Source organism: Rhodococcus sp. NCIMB 12038 (genome assembly GCF_002165735.1).
In the GTDB taxonomy this organism is placed as follows: Bacteria; Actinomycetota; Actinomycetes; order Mycobacteriales; family Mycobacteriaceae; genus Rhodococcus_F.
In genome coordinates this window covers 278,419-295,846 of record NZ_NHML01000006.1, presented here as the reverse complement: position 1 = coordinate 295,846, position 17,428 = coordinate 278,419, and the positions used below count along the sequence as shown (strand labels likewise).

18 protein-coding genes are annotated in these 17,428 nt (G+C 69.6%); 14 read left to right on the top strand and 4 right to left on the bottom strand.

Features of this window, described 5'->3' with window-relative positions:
- Positions 1–30: 30 nt before the first annotated feature.
- The 7 genes from CA951_RS11620 (at position 31) to CA951_RS11590 (ending at position 8,076) form a co-directional block, all read left to right on the top strand.
- The gene (locus CA951_RS11620) at positions 31–1,023 is read left to right on the top strand and encodes a YafY family protein (protein WP_179220175.1); all 993 of its coding nucleotides are present in this window, start codon (positions 31–33) and stop codon (positions 1,021–1,023) included.
- Positions 1,020–2,000 (top strand): YafY family protein, encoded by a 981-nt coding sequence (locus tag CA951_RS11615; RefSeq protein WP_087556975.1) that lies wholly within the window; start codon positions 1,020–1,022, stop codon positions 1,998–2,000. The genes CA951_RS11620 and CA951_RS11615 overlap by 4 nt, the downstream gene beginning before the upstream one ends.
- Positions 1,997–3,061 carry a 2-dehydropantoate 2-reductase gene (locus CA951_RS11610; RefSeq protein ID WP_087556974.1) on the top strand — a complete coding sequence of 355 codons (1,065 nt, stop codon included), beginning with the start codon at positions 1,997–1,999 and terminating at the stop codon, positions 3,059–3,061. The genes CA951_RS11615 and CA951_RS11610 overlap by 4 nt, the downstream gene beginning before the upstream one ends.
- Positions 3,062–3,133: 72 nt before the next feature.
- Entirely contained in the window at positions 3,134–3,421 is a 288-nt protein-coding gene (gene tatA / locus CA951_RS11605; RefSeq protein ID WP_087556973.1) for a Sec-independent protein translocase subunit TatA, read from the top strand.
- Between the two features lie 71 nt (positions 3,422–3,492).
- Complete coding sequence (gene tatC, locus CA951_RS11600; protein WP_087556972.1) at positions 3,493–4,533, top strand: twin-arginine translocase subunit TatC; 1,041 nt, start codon at positions 3,493–3,495, stop codon at positions 4,531–4,533.
- Between the two features lie 18 nt (positions 4,534–4,551).
- Positions 4,552–7,287, top strand: coding sequence for an RNA helicase (locus CA951_RS11595; RefSeq protein WP_087556971.1), 2,736 nt, complete (start codon positions 4,552–4,554; stop codon positions 7,285–7,287).
- A gap of 102 nt (positions 7,288–7,389) precedes the next feature.
- A complete protein-coding gene (locus tag CA951_RS11590; RefSeq protein ID WP_072941705.1) occupies positions 7,390–8,076 on the top strand; it encodes a DUF4333 domain-containing protein in 687 nt (228 codons plus the stop codon).
- Positions 8,077–8,108: 32 nt separating this feature from the next.
- Here CA951_RS11590 and CA951_RS11585 read toward each other — a convergent pair whose 3' ends face one another.
- On the bottom strand, positions 8,109–9,065 hold the full coding sequence (locus CA951_RS11585) for a 5'-3' exonuclease (RefSeq protein WP_087556970.1): 957 nt from the start codon (positions 9,063–9,065) through the stop codon (positions 8,109–8,111).
- A gap of 36 nt (positions 9,066–9,101) precedes the next feature.
- Between CA951_RS11585 and CA951_RS11580 the strand changes: the two genes are divergently transcribed.
- Both CA951_RS11580 and CA951_RS11575 read left to right on the top strand, forming a co-directional pair.
- Positions 9,102–10,241: a Xaa-Pro peptidase family protein gene (locus CA951_RS11580; protein ID WP_087556969.1), complete on the top strand. Its 1,140-nt coding sequence runs from the start codon at positions 9,102–9,104 to the stop codon at positions 10,239–10,241.
- 128 nt (positions 10,242–10,369) lie between these two features.
- Entirely contained in the window at positions 10,370–11,128 is a 759-nt protein-coding gene (locus tag CA951_RS11575) for a polyprenol monophosphomannose synthase (RefSeq protein WP_072941699.1), read from the top strand.
- Here the strand turns inward: CA951_RS11575 and CA951_RS11570 are convergent.
- The gene (locus CA951_RS11570; RefSeq protein ID WP_087556968.1) at positions 11,088–11,501 is read right to left on the bottom strand and encodes a TIGR03618 family F420-dependent PPOX class oxidoreductase; all 414 of its coding nucleotides are present in this window, start codon (positions 11,499–11,501) and stop codon (positions 11,088–11,090) included. The genes CA951_RS11575 and CA951_RS11570 overlap by 41 nt on opposite strands.
- Positions 11,502–11,531: 30 nt before the next feature.
- Here CA951_RS11570 and CA951_RS11565 point away from each other — a divergent pair, with 30 nt between their 5' ends.
- From CA951_RS11565 to CA951_RS11550, 4 genes are read left to right on the top strand one after another with little or no spacing between them, the layout of a single operon-like run.
- Complete coding sequence (locus tag CA951_RS11565) at positions 11,532–12,305, top strand: SDR family NAD(P)-dependent oxidoreductase (protein ID WP_087556967.1); 774 nt, start codon at positions 11,532–11,534, stop codon at positions 12,303–12,305.
- Entirely contained in the window at positions 12,302–13,537 is a 1,236-nt protein-coding gene (cbiE, locus tag CA951_RS11560) for a precorrin-6y C5,15-methyltransferase (decarboxylating) subunit CbiE (RefSeq protein WP_087556966.1), read from the top strand. Before CA951_RS11565 ends, cbiE begins: the two co-directional genes overlap by 4 nt.
- Positions 13,534–14,283 (top strand): precorrin-4 C(11)-methyltransferase, encoded by a 750-nt coding sequence (cobM, locus tag CA951_RS11555; RefSeq protein WP_087556965.1) that lies wholly within the window; start codon positions 13,534–13,536, stop codon positions 14,281–14,283. Before cbiE ends, cobM begins: the two co-directional genes overlap by 4 nt.
- Before the next feature lie 2 nt (positions 14,284–14,285).
- A complete protein-coding gene (locus CA951_RS11550) occupies positions 14,286–15,029 on the top strand; it encodes a cobalt-precorrin-6A reductase (RefSeq protein ID WP_087556964.1) in 744 nt (247 codons plus the stop codon).
- Between the two features lie 16 nt (positions 15,030–15,045).
- On the opposite strand, the gene CA951_RS11545 is transcribed toward CA951_RS11550, so the two are convergent.
- Positions 15,046–15,483, bottom strand: coding sequence for a cupin domain-containing protein (locus CA951_RS11545; protein ID WP_087556963.1), 438 nt, complete (start codon positions 15,481–15,483; stop codon positions 15,046–15,048).
- 175 nt (positions 15,484–15,658) lie between these two features.
- Here CA951_RS11545 and CA951_RS11540 point away from each other — a divergent pair, with 175 nt between their 5' ends.
- Complete coding sequence (locus CA951_RS11540) at positions 15,659–16,399, top strand: lipoate--protein ligase family protein (protein WP_087556962.1); 741 nt, start codon at positions 15,659–15,661, stop codon at positions 16,397–16,399.
- Between the two features lie 41 nt (positions 16,400–16,440).
- Here CA951_RS11540 and CA951_RS11535 read toward each other — a convergent pair whose 3' ends face one another.
- On the bottom strand, positions 16,441–17,319 hold the full coding sequence (locus CA951_RS11535; RefSeq protein ID WP_087556961.1) for a LysR family transcriptional regulator: 879 nt from the start codon (positions 17,317–17,319) through the stop codon (positions 16,441–16,443).
- Between the last annotated feature and the right edge of the window lie 109 nt (positions 17,320–17,428).

Sequence of the window (17,428 nt, the reverse complement as noted above, 5' to 3'; positions counted from 1 at the left end):
GTAACGGGCTCACCCACTAGGCTTCCGGGCGTGCCGACTTCCAAGATCGAGCGCTTGATGAACCTGGTGATCTGTTTGCTGTCCACCAGACAGTTCCTCACCGCCGAGAAGATTCGCGAGAGCGTTGCCGGGTACGCCGACTCCGCCAGCGACGAGGCGTTCAGCCGCATGTTCGAGCGCGACAAGAACGAGTTGCGGGATCTCGGTGTTCCGCTCGAGACCGGGCAGGCGTCGCGGTTCTCGACGGTCGAGGGCTACCGGATCAACCGCAATGCGTACGAGCTCCCCGACATCGACCTCAACCAGGAGGAGTCGGCGGCGGTCGCGGTGGCCGTCCAGTTGTGGGAGTCGCCGGAGTTGACGTCCGCGGCGCAGGGGGCGCTGCTCAAGCTGCGTGCGGCGGGTGTACAGGTGGATCCGGATTCGGCGGCCACCCCGATCACCGCGGTGCCCGCCCGCACCCGGGGCTCCGAACCCGCGCTCGGCAAGCTGCTGGCGGCGGTCGACGCCGGCCGAGCCGTGCATTTCCCGCACCGCGGTGCTCTCAACGAGCCGTACACCGAGCGCACCGTGGAGCCGTGGGGTGTCGTCACCGCCCACGGCCGGTGGTATCTCGTCGGTCACGACGTCGACCGGGGCGCCGTCCGCACGTTCCGGCTGTCGCGGATCGGCGACGACGTGAGGGAGTTCGGACCGTTAGGGGTAGTCCACAAACCCGCGGGCGTCGACCTCCGGGACATCGTCGACCGAGTCACCGGTTCGGGAGAGGTCACCGGCACCGCCACCGTGTGGGTGGCCGAGGGCCGAGCCCAGGAACTGCGCCGACTGGCGACCACGGCGGGGGAGAAGCGGGTAAACGAGCGCAGCGGCAGCGTGCTCCAGATCCCCGTCCACTCCCGGGACTGGATCGCGCGGCTGGTCGCGGGGCACGGGGCGGACGCGCTGGTCCTCGATCCGCCCGAATTGCGACACGATGTGCTGACCAAGCTGAAGGACGCCGCAGGGGAAGGGGGAACGTCGTGAGCAACAGGCTGTCGTCGCGGCTGTCCCGGCTCCTCAACCTGGTGCCGTATTTCATCGCGAACCCCGGGATGAGTGCCGCCGAGGCCGCCGCCGAACTGGGCGTCACCACCACCCAACTGATGTCCGACCTCAACCAGCTCTGGGTGTGCGGACTGCCCGGCTACGGTCCGGGTGACCTCATCGACCTGTCGTTCTCCGAGGAGAGCATCGAGGTGACGTTCTCGGCGGGCATCGACCGTCCACTCCGGTTGACGTCCACCGAGGCGACCGCCCTGCTGATTGCCCTGCGTTCGCTGGTCGAGATGCCGGGCATGGTCGACCCGTCCGCGGCGCACAGCGCGATCGCCAAGATCGAGGACGCCGCGGGCACGGCGGCGGCCCGCGCGGCGGTGACACCGGTGTCCGAGCGGGACGCGGTGGAGGACGTGGCGGAGGATCCCATCGCCGCCGTCGTGCGATCCGCGCTCCATCGTCGCCGCGCCCTCGACCTGACGTACTACTCGGCGTCCCGGGACCGGGTCACCGAGCGCACCGTGGACCCGGTGCGGATCGTGCTGGTCGACAATCACAGTTACCTGCAGGCGTGGTGCCGGCAGGCCGAGGGGGTCCGGCTGTTCCGGCTCGACCGGATCGACGCCGCCACCGAACTGGACGAGCCGTCCACCCCGCCGGCGCAGGCACTCGTGCGGGACTCCAACCTGGAGTTGTTCAGTGGGGACGCGTCCCTTCCACAGGCACGGTTGCACATCGGCGCCGACTGCGTGTGGGTGCTCGACTACTACCCGATGGACGTCGCGACGGTCGCCGCCGACGGGTCGGTCGAGGCGACCATGAGTTACGGGGCGCTGGAGTGGATGGCCCGACTCGTGCTCGGGTTCGGTTCCGGAATCAGGGTGCTCGAACCGCCCGAACTGGTCGACGAGGTGCGCCGCCGGGCCGTGGAGGCGCTGTCCGCGTACGAGGCCGTCGAGGCATGAGCGGCGACCCGCGTCCGCGGCGGATCAGCGTGTTCGGCGCGGGCAGCATCGGCTGCTATCTCGGGGGCCGGCTCGCCGCGGCCGGCGCCGAGGTGACCCTGATCGGCCGGGAGCGGGTCGGGGCCGAGATCCGCGACCACGGGTTGCGGTTGACGGACCTGCACGGATCGGACATCCGCGTCGGTGCCTCCGACATCGCCTTCGACACCGGGGCCGAGTCGGTGGCCACCGCCGATCTCGTGGTCGTCTCGGTGAAGTCGGCGGGGACACCGGAGGCGGGTGCCACACTCGCGTCGGCGCTCGGCCCCGGAACCGTCGTGGTCAGCGCCCAGAACGGGCTGGGCAACGCGGACACCCTGCGCGCCGCACTTCCGGGTCAGGTCGTTCTCGCGGCGATGGTGCCGTTCAACGTGGTGCACCGCGGCCACGGGCACTTTCACCAGGGTTCCGAGGGCGACCTCGAGATCGAGCAGCATCCGGCGGTGCCCGCTTTCGCGTCGGTGTTCGCCGACGCCGGACTGCAGCTGCACCCCCACGACGATTTCCGTTCGGTGCAGTGGGCGAAGCTGCTGCTCAACCTGAACAATCCGGTCAACGCCCTGTCCGGACTGCCCCTCCGCGAGGAGTTGTCGCGGCGGCCGTTCCGCCGCGCCCTCGCGCTGGCACAGCGCGAGGCCCTCGCACTCCTGACCGCCCGCGGTATCGCTGTCGCCCAGCTCACACCGCTGCCGCCGCAGTGGATTCCCCGATTGCTGACCGTCCCGGACGGGGTGTTCCGGGTGGCGGGCAGCCGGATGCTGGCCATCGACCCGCACGCGCGATCATCGATGTGGGACGACCTCGAGGCGGGCAGGCGCACCGAAGTGGACTGGATCAGCGGGGAGATCGTACGGCTGGCCGAAGCATCGGGGACGGCCGCGCCGGTGAACGCGAGGCTCGTCGCACTGATCCGCGAGGCCGAGGCTGGCGGGAACCGGCAGTGGTCGGGAGATGCTCTGCTCGCCGATCTGCGCTCACAGCGGGGACCCGGGAAACCTGCAGGGAAACGGCAGCGCAGCTAGCCGGTTTCGACCGGGCTGGTGCCGTGTATGTCCGGTAGCATCGGGGTCACCTGATCTTTTGGAGGTTTCATCATGGGAGCCATGAGCCCCTGGCACTGGGCCATCGTCGCGCTGGTCGTCGTCATCCTGTTCGGTTCCAAGAAGCTGCCCGACGCGGCTCGTGGACTCGGCCGTTCGCTCCGCATCTTCAAGAGCGAGGTCAAGGAGATGCAAAACGACAACGCCGCGCCGGCGCCCACCGCGCAGCAGAGTGCGCCCGCCGAGCTGCCCGTGGCGGACACCACCACCGCACCGGTCACCCCTCCGGCGCCGGTGCAGCCGCAGCCGCACCCGCAGCACACCGAGCCCAAGTCGGCGTAGCCCGAGCCGCCTGACAACCGGGGTGACTCTTCACCCCGGTTGACTGCTGACCAAGACTAGGGCGAACAACAGTGCGAATTCCGTTCGATCCGCGCCACAGCAAGCGGAGGACCAACCCCGACGGCACGATGTCGTTGGTCGATCACCTCTACGAGCTGCGCACGCGACTGCTCCTGTCGGTGCTGGCCATCGTGGTCACCACCGCGGTGGGCTTCTTCTGGTACTCCCACGAGATCTTCGGCATCGAGAGTCTCGGCGAGCTCCTGCGCGGGCCGTACTGTTCGCTGCCGGAGTCGAGCCGCGCCGACCTGAGCCACGACGGGTCGTGCCGCCTCCTCGCGACCGGACCGTTCGAGCAGTTCATGCTCCGCTTCAAGGTCGCGTTCACGGCAGGTGTCGTCCTCGCCTGCCCCATCTGGCTGTACCAGCTGTGGGCGTTCATCACGCCCGGCCTGTACGCGAAGGAACGCCGCTACGCGATCGGCTTCGTGGTGTCCGGCGCGGCGCTGTTCATGGCCGGCGCCGTCCTGGCGTACGTGGTCGTCGCGAAGGCTCTGCACTTCCTGCTGACGATCGGCGACAACGTCCAGATCACCGCACTCGGCGGCGCGGAATACTTCGGGTTCATCATCAACCTGCTGATCATCTTCGGCGTCAGCTTCGAGATCCCGCTGCTCATCGTCGCCCTGAACTTCGTCGGCATCCTGCCCTACACGAAGCTCAAGGCGTGGCGCCGCGGCCTGATCTTCGCCCTGTTCGTGTTCGCCGCGATCGCCACACCCGGTCAGGACCCGTTCTCGATGCTCGCGCTCGCATTCGCGCTGACCCTGCTGTTCGAGATCGCCGTGCAGATCGCCCGCGTCAACGACCGCCGCAAGGCTCGCAGCACGGAGCAGGAGTGGGGTGCCCTCGACGACGACGAGGCGTCGACGATCGCCGCGCCGTCGGACCTGAACGAGTCGTTCGACGTCGCCGCCACCGCGGTCCCCGAGCCCGCGGGCCGGTTCCGGCGTTCACGCAAGTCCGGGAAGTCCGGTGCAGTGAACAAGAACGACGACGCGAGCACGACCGGCAGCAACACACCGGGTCAGGACTTCTCCGACACCCTGTGACAATCTGACGGGGTGGCAGTGACAACAGGTGACACGACCGGCGGCACCGAACTCGATGTGTTCTCGGCGCAGCTCGGCTTCGTGCTCGACCCCTTCCAGATCAACGCCTGCCGCGCGCTCGAGGGCGGCCACGGCGTCCTCGTCTGCGCCCCGACCGGCGCGGGAAAGACGGTGGTCGGCGAATTCGCCGTGCACCTGGCGCTCGCGGCCGGTCGCAAGTGCTTCTACACCACACCGATCAAGGCGCTGAGTAATCAGAAGTACGCGGAACTGGTGCGGCGGTACGGCAAGGACACCGTCGGGCTGCTGACCGGAGATTCGAGCATCAACTCGGGCGCCCCGGTGGTCGTGATGACCACCGAGGTGCTGAGGAACATGCTGTACGCCGATTCCGCGGCGCTGCGCGGGTTGTCGCACGTCGTCATGGACGAGGTGCACTTCCTGGCCGACCGGTTCCGCGGGGCGGTGTGGGAAGAGGTGATCCTGCACCTGTCGGAGGACGTGCGGCTCGTCAGTCTGTCGGCGACGGTCAGCAACGCCGAGGAGTTCGGTGCGTGGATGGAGACGGTGCGCGGCGACACCACCGTGGTGGTCGACGAGAACCGCCCGATCCCGCTGTGGCAGCACATCATGGTCGGAAAGCGGCTGTTCGACCTGTTCGACACGAGGGCGCGCACTGAGGACGCCCGCAAGGATCTGGTGGTCGACCAGGATCTGGTGCGTCACGTCAAGCAGCGTCAGGCCCTCGAGCGGGCCGATTCGTGGGAACCGCGGGGCAGGGGGCGACGCGGCGGCGGCCGCGGGTATTCCAGCGACTTCCGGCCGCTGCCCCGGCCGGAAGTGATCTCCCGCCTCGATGACGAGGGCCTGCTCCCGGCGATCACGTTCATCTTCAGCCGGGCCGGGTGCGACGCCGCGCTGGCCCAGTGCCTGCGATCCCGACTCGATCTGACGACGCCGGAGCAGGTCGCCGAGATCCGGACCATCGTCGACGCCCACACCGCCGAACTGCCGAAGGCCGATCTGGAGGTCCTCGGGTACTGGGAATGGCGCAAGGCGCTCGAGCGTGGCCTCGCCGCGCACCACGCGGGAATGCTGCCGGCGTTCCGGCAGACGGTCGAGGAGTTGTTCGTCAAGGGACTGGTCCGGGCCGTATTCGCCACCGAGACGCTGGCGCTCGGCATCAACATGCCCGCCCGCACCGTCGTCCTCGAACGCCTCGTCAAGTACAACGGCGAGGCCCACGCCGAACTCACTCCGGGCGAGTACACGCAGCTCACCGGCCGGGCGGGACGTCGCGGTATCGACGTCGAGGGTCACGCCGTCGTCCTGTGGCAGCCCGGGGTGGAACCGGTGGACGTCGCCGGGCTGGCGTCCACCCGCACGTTCCCGCTGCGCAGTTCGTTCCGTCCCGGCTACAACATGACGATCAACCTGGTCGACCGCATGGGTGCGGCGGAATCGCGGGCCCTGCTCGAGCGGTCGTTCGCCCAGTTCCAGGCCGACCGGTCGGTGGTCGGCCTGACGCGCGGCATCGAACGCAACGAGGCCGCGCTCACCACGCTCAGCGAACGGCTGGGCGGCGAGGACGGCGAGTACTTCGAGTACGCGCGCCTGCGGGAGGAACTGAGCAGCCGGGAACGGTCGCTCGAACGCGCAGGCCGGACCGAACGCCGGGACGCCGCCGTCGCCTCGCTCGTCGCACTGCGGCGCGGCGACGTGATCGCGATCCCCGTGGGACGGCATTCGGGTCTGGCGGTGGTGCTCGAACCGGACCGGGACCCGACGGACCCGAAGCCGTTGATTCTCACCGAGGCGAAGTGGGCGGGCCGGGTGTCGGCGGGCGACTTCCCCGAGCCGGCACGGTCTTTGGGATCGATGCGGTTGCCGCGACGTTTCGATCACCACACGGCCCGGGTGCGACGCGATCTGGCATCGGCGTTGCGCAGCACCGGAATCGTCGCGCCGGGCCGGCGGAAGCGGAAGAAGGCGGGTGCGGCCGGCGACGACGCAGAGATCGCGCGGTTGCGGCGCGCCATCCGGCAGCATCCGTGCCACAGCTGGCCCGACCGCGAGCAGCTGAGCCGGATCGGTGAGCGCTACAACCGGTTGGCCCGCGAGACGGAGACGATGCGGCAGAAGGTCGCCGCCACGACAAACTCGTTGGCGCGCACGTTCGATCGGATCCTGTCGCTGCTCGCCGAACGCGATTACGTCTCGGCGGGTGAGCACCCCGATGTCACCGAGCACGGCACCCGGTTGAGCCGGATCTATTGCGAGAGCGACCTCTTGGTGGCCGAGTGCCTCCGGCAGGGGGTGTGGAAGGGACTCGGGCCCGCAGAACTCGCCGCTGTCGTGTCCGCCGTGATCTTCGAGTCGCGCCGTGAGGGGGACACAGTCGAGAGCGGCGGTCCGGGAGCGCTGCGGCACGCCCTCGACGAGACCGTGCGGGTGTGGCGGGAACTGCGGGCGGACGAGATCCGGCACAAGTTGCCGCCCACCCGGGAACCGGACTTCGGCTTCGCTGCCGCGATCTACCACTGGGCCAGCGACAATTCGCTCGTCGAGGCGCTGATCGCGGCGGGGGACCAGGGGCGCGCGCTGTCCGCCGGCGACTTCGTGCGGTGGTGCAGGCAGGTGATCGATCTCCTCGAACAGGTCCGGTCGACGTCGCCCGATCCGGAGGTCGGCAAGGCCGCAGGTCGTGCGGTCGCGGCGATCCGCCGTGGCGTCGTCGCCGTGGATGCTGCGTGACCCGACGCCGTGTGGTTGGATTCGCACGCCGTCCGAAGGCCCGAATCCGATGGTGGGGCGTTACGGTAGGTACAAAACTTGACACGTGAGCGGGAGGCGACGATGAGCGGCCCTTACGGACCGAACGACCCGAACGGGCAATGGGCCCAGGGACAGCAACCGGGCCAGGGTAATCCTGACCAGACCGGCGGCCAGTACGGGGCGCCGCAGTACGGTCAGCAGCCGCCCGCCCAGCCGTGGGGTCAGCAACCGGGCCAGCCTCAGCAACCCGGGCAGCCGCAGTGGGGCCAGCAGCCCGGACAGCCGCAGTGGGGTCAGCAGCCGCAGCCCGGTCAGCTCGGACAGCCGGGTCCGGGGCAGTGGGGCCAGCAGCCTCAGCAGCCCGGACAACCGCAGTGGGGTCAGCAGCCAGGTCAGCCGCAGCAGTGGGGACCGGCCCCCGGCCAGCAGCAGTGGGGGCAGCCGCCGTCCTCGGGGAAGTCGAAGCTGCCGTTGATCATCGGCGGTGTGGTGGCGCTGCTGGTGATCGTGGGTATCGCCCTGGTGCTTGCGTTCACGGTGTTCGGCACGGACACCCTCGATCAGAAGGCGGCGGAGGACGGTGTCGAGCGAATCGTCACCGATTCGTACGGCGCCGAGAACGTGTCCGGTGTCACCTGCCCCTCGGGTCAGGAAGTGAAGAAGGGCAACAGTTTCACGTGCAGCCTCACCGTCGACGGTGAGAAGAAGCAGGTCACTCTCACCTTCACCGACGACAAGGGCACGTACGAGGTGAGCCGCCCGAGCTAGTCCATCGGCTCCCAGGCGGCCCACCCCGGCCGTCACGGAACCCGTGCGGCGGCCACCTTTTTCATCGCCAAGGTGAGCCGTCCCACGGAGTTCTCGATTCCGAGTTCGTCCGCCAGCCTGCCGAGCCGGTCCGCGTCGACCGGTTCGGCGGGCAGCGTGTCTTCGCGGGACAGTTCGACGTCCGCGTCGCGCACCACCCGCACCACCGGCAGTGCCGCGTCGAGATAGTCGGCCGCGGCGGCGAACTTCGCGCGCGCACCCTTCGCCATGTCGGATTCCGGATCGACGGCCGCGGCCCGCAGTGCGGCGAGCGATCCGTATTGCATGATCAGGCTGGACGCGGTCTTCTCGCCGATACCCTTCACACCCGGTAGCCCGTCGGACGAGTCACCGCGCAGCAGGGCGAGTTCGGCGTAGGCCTCACCGGCCCGGTCGGCGGGCACCCCGTACTTGGCGGCCACCTCTTCGGGCCCGAGCAACTCGGCCTTGGCGAGTCCGCGCACCACGTACAGCACCCGCACCTGCACCGGGTCGTCCGTGACGACCTGCAGGAGGTCGCGGTCGCCGGTGACGACGACGACCGGGTCGCGGGTCTCGGTGGCGGCGAGGGTGCCGAGGACGTCGTCGGCTTCGAGGCCTTCCGCGCCTGCGGTCGCGATTCCGGTGGCGGCCAGGACATCCAGGATCATCGGGACCTGTGGCGACAGGGTGTCGGGGACCTCTTCCTCCGCCCCGCCGGTGTCCTCGGCGACCCGGTGCGCCTTGTAGGTGGGCACCGCTTCGACGCGGAACGCGGGCCGCCAGTCCAGGTCGAGGCACACCGCGAGCCGGGACGGCTGGTGCTTGGTGATCAGTGCGGCCACCATGTCGGTGAACCCGCGCACTGCGTTGACGGATCGACCGTCGGGTGAGGTGATCGAGTCGGGTAGCGCGTAGTACGCGCGAAACCACAGGCTGGCACCGTCGAGGAGAAGCAGAGGCCCTGTCATGACCCTCATCCTGCCAAACCGGTTTAGCCTGAAGCCATGAGTTCCCTCGGCGCATCGACTTCACGTTTCCCGACGACCATCTATGCCGACCGGATCGCCCGCGCAGGCGCCCTGGCCCGCGATGCCGGACTCGACGGCCTCCTCATCACGCCCGGACCCGATCTGCGGTATCTGCTGGGTTCGCGCGCGGAGTCGTTCGAACGGCTCACCTGCCTGGTGATTCCGGCGAACGGCGACACCGCCTCCGTGGTCGTGCCGCGGCTCGAATTGGCCGCGCTCACCGAATCCGCCACGTCCGAGCTGGGTCTGACGGTCCGCGACTGGGTGGACGGGGTCGACCCGTACGCGCTGGTGTCGGGTCTGCTGCCGTCCCCTGCACGGACCGCCGTGACGGATGCGATGCCGGCGCTGCATCTGATTCCGCTGTCGGAGTCGCTCGGGGCGCTGCCGGTCCTGGCCACCGACGTGTTGCGGGAGCTGCGGATGGTCAAGGACGACGCGGAGATCGACGCGCTGCGCCGGGCGGGTCAGGCCATCGACCGGGTCCACGCCCGGATGGGGGAGTTCCTGAAGGTCGGTCGCACCGAGGCCGAGGTGGCGGCGGACATCACCGCGGCGATCCTCGACGAGGGTCACACCGAGGCGGCGTTCGTCATCGTCGGCTCGGGACCGCACGGAGCCGACCCGCACCACGAGGTGTCCGGGCGGGTCGTCGAGTCGGGTGACGTCGTGGTCATCGACATCGGCGGACCCGTCGAACCCGGGTACAACTCCGACTCCACCCGCACCTACAGCATGGGTGAGCCCGATCCGGGTGTGGCCGAGAAGTTCGCGGTGCTCGAGGAGGCGCAGGCGGCGGCGGTCGCCCTGGTGCGTCCCGGCGTCACCGCCGAGGCGGTTGACGCGGCCGCCCGGGACCTGCTGGCCGCGCAGGGTCTCGCCGAGGTGTTCGTGCACCGGACCGGGCACGGAATCGGTCTGTCGGTGCACGAGGAGCCGTACATCGTCTCGGGGAACGCGATCGAACTGACCGAGGGGATGGCCTTCAGCGTGGAACCGGGAATCTACTTCCGCGGGGAGTGGGGTGCCCGCATCGAGGACATCGTCATCGTGACCGCGGACGGCTGTGAGCCGGTCAACTCCCGGCCGCACGGGCTGACGGTTCTCCCGGGCTGAGCACGCCGGGGGGAACGGGAGTGTGCGGGGCGGTGCGTCGCGGGTAGTAACATCTCCCATTTGTTCACGACCGCACTCGCCGCTGCACGTCCGCGGAGAGTCGGGATCACAGATCAACCGAAGGTGTCATGGAAAGCGTCGCCCCGAAGGTAACCGTCGTCGTCCCGACCTACAACGAACGCGACAACCTGCCCAAGATCGTCGAGCTTCTCGCGGCATTGGCCATCCCGAACCTGCACGTGCTGGTCGTCGACGACAACTCGCCGGACGGCACCGGTGAGGTCGCCGACACGCTCGCGCAGAGCGGTCCGATCCCGGTCGGTGTGCTGCACCGGACCGTGAAGGACGGCCTCGGGCGCGCCTACGTCGCCGGCATGACGCGGGCGCTGTCGGAGGGCGCGGACATCGTGATCCAGATGGACGCCGACCTGTCGCACCCCACCGAGGCCATCCCGCGGATGGTGGAGACGCTGACGACGACGGATGCGGCCGTCGTGCTCGGCTCCCGCTACGTGGCGGGAGGCGCGGTCGCCAGCGACTGGCCGTGGCACCGCAAGGCGCTGTCGGCGTGGGCGAACTTCTACGTCAACGCGATCCTGCGGTTGCGGGTCAAGGACGCCACCGCCGGGTTCAAGGCGTGGCACGCGGACACGCTGCGGGCCATCGACGTCGAGGGTGTGCAGAGCAACGGGTACGCATTCCAGGTGGAGATGAACTACCGGGTGGTGCAACGCGGCATGACGATCGCCGAGGTCCCGATCCGGTTCGAGGAACGCACGGACGGTGTGTCCAAGATGAGCCTCGCGGTGCAGCTCGAGTCGGCGCGGGTCCCGTGGAAGCTGCGGTTCAGTCGTGACGCAGCGCAGCCGAGCCGAGTACGCGGCTGACGGCGATTTCCACGACCACCCGGGTCGGGTTCACCCGGGGCTGGCGGTACCGCGCGGCGTAGCGGGCAACGGCGTCGGCGACGGCTTCGGGGTCGGTGAGGACCCGGGCGGGACCTTCGAGCGTCATCCAGCGCGGTCCGTCCACCTGGCTGACCGCGCCGTACCCTCCGCGTTCGGCGTTGAGGGCCTTCTGCGAGGAGCCGTTGGTGATGACGCGCGCCAGCCCGTGCTCCTGATCCCAGGTGAACCCGACGGCGACGACGTGCGGGGTGCCGTTCTTGCGGAGCGTGGTGAGCGTCCCGAGGTGGTATTCGCCGAGGAAGGCGAGTGCCGCGTCGGGCAGGCGGATCGGGGTGGAGGGGGTGCGGTCCATGCCCCGACGGTAATCCAGGACACTGGACGGGTGAGCCTGGGATCGAAGAAGAACAGCGGAAAGCCCGACGACGGGGTGGTACTCCTGCTCGGTGGTCGCAGCGAGATCGGCCTCGAGATCGCCTCCCGGCTCGCGCCCGGCCGCACGATCGTCCTCGCCGCCCGCCGCAGCACCGAACTCGCCGCCGAACGGCAGGCGCTGCTCGATGCGGGCGCGTCCGCGGTGGACTGCGTGGAGTTCGACGCCGACGACCTCGACAGCCACGAGAAGCTCCTGAGGTCCGTCGTCGACGCCCACGGCCCGCTGTCGGTGGCGGTGCTGGCGTTCGGCATTCTGGGCGACCAGGCGCGCGCCGAGCGGGACGCACGGCACGCCGTCGCCGTGGTCCACACCGACTACGTCGCGCAGGTCTCCGTGCTCACCCACCTCGCCACCCTGCTCCGGGAGCAGCGGTCGGGACGGATCGTGGTGTTCTCGTCCGTCGCGGGTGTGCGGGTGCGCCGCGCCAACTACGTCTACGGGTCGGCGAAGGCCGGCCTGGACGGGTTCGCCTCCGGCCTGGGTGACGCCCTCCACGGCAGCGGTGTGTCCCTGCTGCTCGTCCGGTCCGGCTTCGTGATCGGCCGGATGACCGAGGGAATGTCGCCCGCGCCGATGTCGAGCACGCCCGGGCAGGTCGCGGACGCGGTCGTGCGGGGCCTGCGCCGCGGCGCAGGCCGAGTGTGGGTGCCGGGACGATTGCGGCCGGTGTTCTTCGTCATGCGACTGCTGCCGCAGGCGATCTGGCGCCGGATGCCGCGATGACCGACCCGATCGTCGTCGTCGGTATCGGTGCCGACGGGTGGGACGGTCTGTCGCCGTCTGCGCGACGCGAGATCGAGGCCGCCGACGTCGTGATGGGTTCGGGGCGCCAACTCGCCCTGATTCCCGAGTCGCCTGCGGTGCGGGTGGACTGGCCGTCGCCGCTGGTCCCGGCGCTGCCCGGCCTGTTCGAACAGCACCACGGCCGGCGGGTCTGCGTGCTGGCCAGCGGAGACCCGATGTTCCACGGCATCGGCGTCACCCTCGTCGGACTCCTCGGCGCGGACCGGGTGCGGGTGATCCCGCACCCGTCGTCCGCCACCCTGGCCTGCGCCCGGTTGGGCTGGGCGGCGCACGAGACACCGGTGGTCAGTCTCGTGAACCGGCCCGTGGACACGCTCCTGCCGGCACTCGGCGATCGGACGCGACTGCTGGTCCTGAGCCGCGACGAGCACACCCCCGCGGCCGTGGCCGAATTCCTGACTGAACGAGGATTCGGTCCGTCGCGGCTCACCGTGCTCGGTGAACTCGGCGGACCCGAAGAGTCGAGGCTCGACGGAACGGCGTCGGCGTGGTCGCACGGGCCGGGGCCCCGGCTGAACGTGATCGCGATCGACTGCTGCGCCGAGTCCGGCGCCGTCCGGCTGACCCGGCTGCCGGGACTGCCGGACGCCGCGTTCACCGGTGACGGGCAGATGACCAAACACGAGATCCGCGCCCTGACGCTGTGCGCCCTCGCACCCGCGGCGGGGGAGTTGCTGTGGGACGTGGGAGGCGGATCGGGCACGATCGCGATCGAATGGATGCGCACCCACCCTCTCTGCCGGGCAGTGACTTTCGAGCGCAGCGCGGCGCGCGTCGACCAGATCACGTCGAATGCCTCGGCGCTCGGGGTGCCGTCCCTCGCGGTGTTCGGCGACGCACCCGCGGCCTTCGGGGACGTGCCCGCCGAACTGTTCGCGCCGGACGCGATCTTCGTCGGCGGTGGCGTCACCCAGGACGGCCTGCTCGACGAGTGCTGGTCCCGGCTCCGGGTCGGCGGCCGGATGGTGGCCAACGCAGTGACGGCGGAGTCGGAAGCGCTACTGCTGCAGTGGTTCTCGAACTGCGGCGGGCAGCTCCGTAAATTTCAGGTGTACCGGGGGGAGCCGCTCGGTGGGTTCACCGCGTGGCGGCCACAACTGCCGGTGGCGCAGTGGTCGGTGACGAAGCAGTCGAAAGGTGTTGTGGCATGACGGTGTACTTCATCGGAGCCGGTCCCGGTGCGGCCGACCTGGTCACGGTCCGCGCGCAGCGGATCATCGCGGCCAGTCCGGTCTGCCTGTACGCGGGCAGCCTCGTCCCGCAGGAACTACTGGCCGAATGCCCCGAGGGGGCACGGGTGATCGACACGGCGCGTCTGAGTCTCGACGAAATCGTCGCCCTGCTGATCGAGGCCGACGCGGCCGGTCAGGACGTCGCCCGCCTGCATTCGGGTGACCCGTCGATCTTCAGTGCCGTCGCCGAACAGGTCCGCCGGCTCGAATCCGCCGGGGTCGCGTACACGGTGGTGCCCGGGGTGCCCGCGTTCACTGCGGCGGCGGCGTCGCTGGGTCGGGAACTGACCGTTCCCGGCGTCTCCCAGTCGATCGTGCTGACCCGCGTGTCCACCCTGTCCACCGCGATGCCGGAGGGTGAGGACCTGCGTTCCCTCGGCCGCAGCGGCGCCACGATGGTGGTGCATCTGGGGGCGCACCGGATCGATCAGATCGTCCTGGAACTCACCGAGAACTACGGCCGCGACTGTCCGGCTGCTGTCGTCGCGTTCGCGTCGCGCCCCGATGAGATCGTGCTGCGCGGCACCCTGGCCACCATCGCCGATCAGGTGAAGGCGGCGGGCGTTACGAAGACCGCCGTGGTAATCGTCGGTAAAGTGCTTGCTGCCGAAGGTTTTCCGGATAGCTACCTGTACTCGGCCGCCCGCGAGCGCACCACCCACTGAGCGTGGCGCGGATCCTGATCCTCGGTGGCACCGGGGAGGCCCGAGCGCTGGCCGCGGCACTCGCGGACGTTCCCGGTGTCGAGGCAGTGTCCTCCCTCGCCGGCCGGGTCCGTGACCCGCGCCTGCCTGTCGGGGACGTGCGGATCGGCGGCTTCGGGGGAGCGGACGGCCTCACGGAGTGGTTGCGCTTGCATCCCGTCGACGCGATCGTGGACGCGACGCACCCGTTCGCGGCGCAGATCACGAGCAACGCTGCCGACGCCGCGCACCGCTGCGGCATCCCACTGATGGTTCTTCGTCGCCCCGAATGGTCGCCGCGTCCGGGTGAACACTGGCACGGCGCCGCAGACCTTGCCGACGCCGCCGAACTGCTCCCCGGTCTGGGAACGAGGATCTTCCTCACCATCGGCAGGCAGGGTGTCGACGCGTTCGCAGACCTGCACGCGCTGTGGTTTCTGATCCGCGCGATCGATCCGCCCGACGTGGCGATGCCGCCGCAGTCGATCCTGCTCCTCGCCCGCGGGCCGTTCGCGGTCGCCGACGAGACCGCACTCATGCGTGAGCACCGCATCGACGTCCTCGTCACCAAGAACAGCGGCGGCGGTCAGACCGACGCGAAACTGGACGCCGCACGCGCACTGGGCGTCCCGGTCCTGATGATTCGCCGTCCGCCATTGCCACCGGCGACGGCAACGGTCGACGACGTCGCCGGAGCCGTCGCCTGGATCGGCGCCCTCACGCGATGACGACCCGGCCGGCCCGTCAGCAGGCCGGCGCCGGTGCGTCCTCGGACAGGGGCTTGCCCTCCGGTTCGGTGTAGAACGCGAGCAGGACCAGCGGTTCCGTTCCCAGATTGGAGCCCTCGTGGACGTGATCGCTGCCGTGGTCCTCGGTGATCGCCTGACCGGCCGTCGTCACCGCGGTCGTGCAGTCCTGCAGCGTCCGGCTCAGCACACCCGATTCGACGAACGCGTACACCGGGCCGTCGTGGTAGTGCCACCCCGTCGTGCCGCCGGGGGCGATCTCGATGCGCCGCAGCGTCAGATCCGTGCCCGCCGAACTTCCCGCGACCGCCGGAACCGTGGTCTCGAACAGAACCTGTGCCGTCACCCCCGAAGACGGCGTGGCCTGGGCGGGGGAGGCGGACAGCACCGCGGCGACTGCGCAGGACAAGACGACCACACTCGATCTGAGGAGCATCGTGACGACCTCTCGGCGCGCTGGCCCTGCACACTGCGCGCAGGCGTCCAGGGGGAGTGCATTACGGCGTGTCCAGGGTAGGGCCACGAACCGTGCGTCCGAGGGGATATCCGCGAAATTCGATCGCCGTGCAGACTATGTCTGAGATACTCCGGAGCGGAACGGCGGGATGGGTATGACGATAGAGCAGTTGCTGACCACGCATTTTCCGGATGATCCCGTGATGGATGCGGCGTTTGCGTCGGCGCTGCTGCGTCGAACCGGGCGAGATCCGAATGCGTCTGCGCTGGTGCGGATCTACAGTCCCGCACCAACGTTGTCGTTCGGGCGGTTGGACGCTGTTCGACCGAAGTTTCCGGCCGCGGCCGTGGCGGCGCGGCAACATGGGTTCACCCCCGTCGTCCGGGGCGCCGGTGGTCGGGCGGCGGCGTACCACGAGCAGACCCTCGTCGTGGAGATCGTCTCCCCGGACACGGAGGGCATCGTCGGGGCTCGGCCCCGCTTCCAGCGCATCACCCCGAGGATCGTCGCCGTGCTGAGGACGCTCGGCGTCGATGCTCGCATCGGACCGGTGCCCGGCGAGTACTGTCCCGGTGATTGGACGGTGAACGGCGCGGGCCGCGTCAAGTTGGCGGGGACCGCGCAGCGAATAGTAGCCGGCGCATGGCTATTCGGCTTCGAACTCGTGGTATCCGATTCGAATCCCGTGCGGGCGGTGCTCGCCGATGTCAACGCCGCCCTCGAGTTGGAGTTCGACCCCGCCACGGCGGCGTCCCTCACGGACCTGAACCCGGCCGTCACCCTCGACCAGGTCCGGACCGCGATCCTTGCCGAGATCGGCGCGGTCCACGAACTGACCCCAGATCCCGACCTCCTCGAGGAAGCCGCGAACCTGCGCGACGCCCACGTGGCATGAGGGGCCCGGCCCTGGGGATCCCGCTCCATCATCGAAATGGCCTACAGTGACGAATGATTCGACGATGCCGTTCCGGCGCCGGGCGGGGGAGAGTTGCGGATCGCGGCGTCCCGCAACACCCGCAGCAGCGGCGTCACCCGGTTGCGGCGGTACACGAACCGCACGACCGCGGGTGGCGCACCGACCAGCGGGATGAACCGGACGTTGCGGTGGTTCACTCGCCTTTGGGCGACTTCGGGAACCGTGCCCACACCGCGGTCCGCGGCGATCAGTTCGAGCCACTCGTCGAAGTTCGAGCACGTCACCACCGGGCCGTCGTGGTTCGGCCACAGATCTTCGGACGTGGTGCCGCTGAGGGTGTTGATGACCAGAGGCAGCGTTCCGAACTCGGCCCAGTCGATGGACTCGCGGCTCGCGAGAGGTGAGGCGGCGGAGACCGCCGCGATCCGCTGCTCCTCGAACAGCGGATGCTGCACGAACTCGTCGCCCGGGACGTCCCGGCGGACGACCGCGGCGTCCACCGTCGCGTTGTTCAGCGCGGCGATGGGGTCGTCGCAGCGCCGCGGAACCACGGTGGCGCGGGAGGTCTTCTCGGCGTCGTCGATCACCTGCTGTGCCCACGGATCGGGGAGGAGCCAACTGAAGCCGAGGGCGAGGGATCGGGTGGTGTACAGCGCCATCGCGGAATCGAGATCGCCGAGAATGACGCGCACCTTCTCGACGAACCCGGCACCGTCCTCGGTGAGGGCGAGCGCACGCGAGGTCCGGTCGAACAACCGCACGCCGAGCGAGGCCTCGAGTTGCTGCACCGTTCGGGTCAGCGCCGGCTGGGTGATGTGGAGCGCGGTCGCCGCGGCGGTGAACGAGCCCGCCTCGGCGACCGCCACGACCGCCCGCAGATGCCGCAGTTCGATGGTCATAACTGCCAAGCATAGATCCAGCCGAAACGGCATTTCCGCTTGCCGATTCGGCGGTGCACGATGGTGGACGGAAGCGTGAGCCGCGTTCGTCACGCACCCATCGACCGAA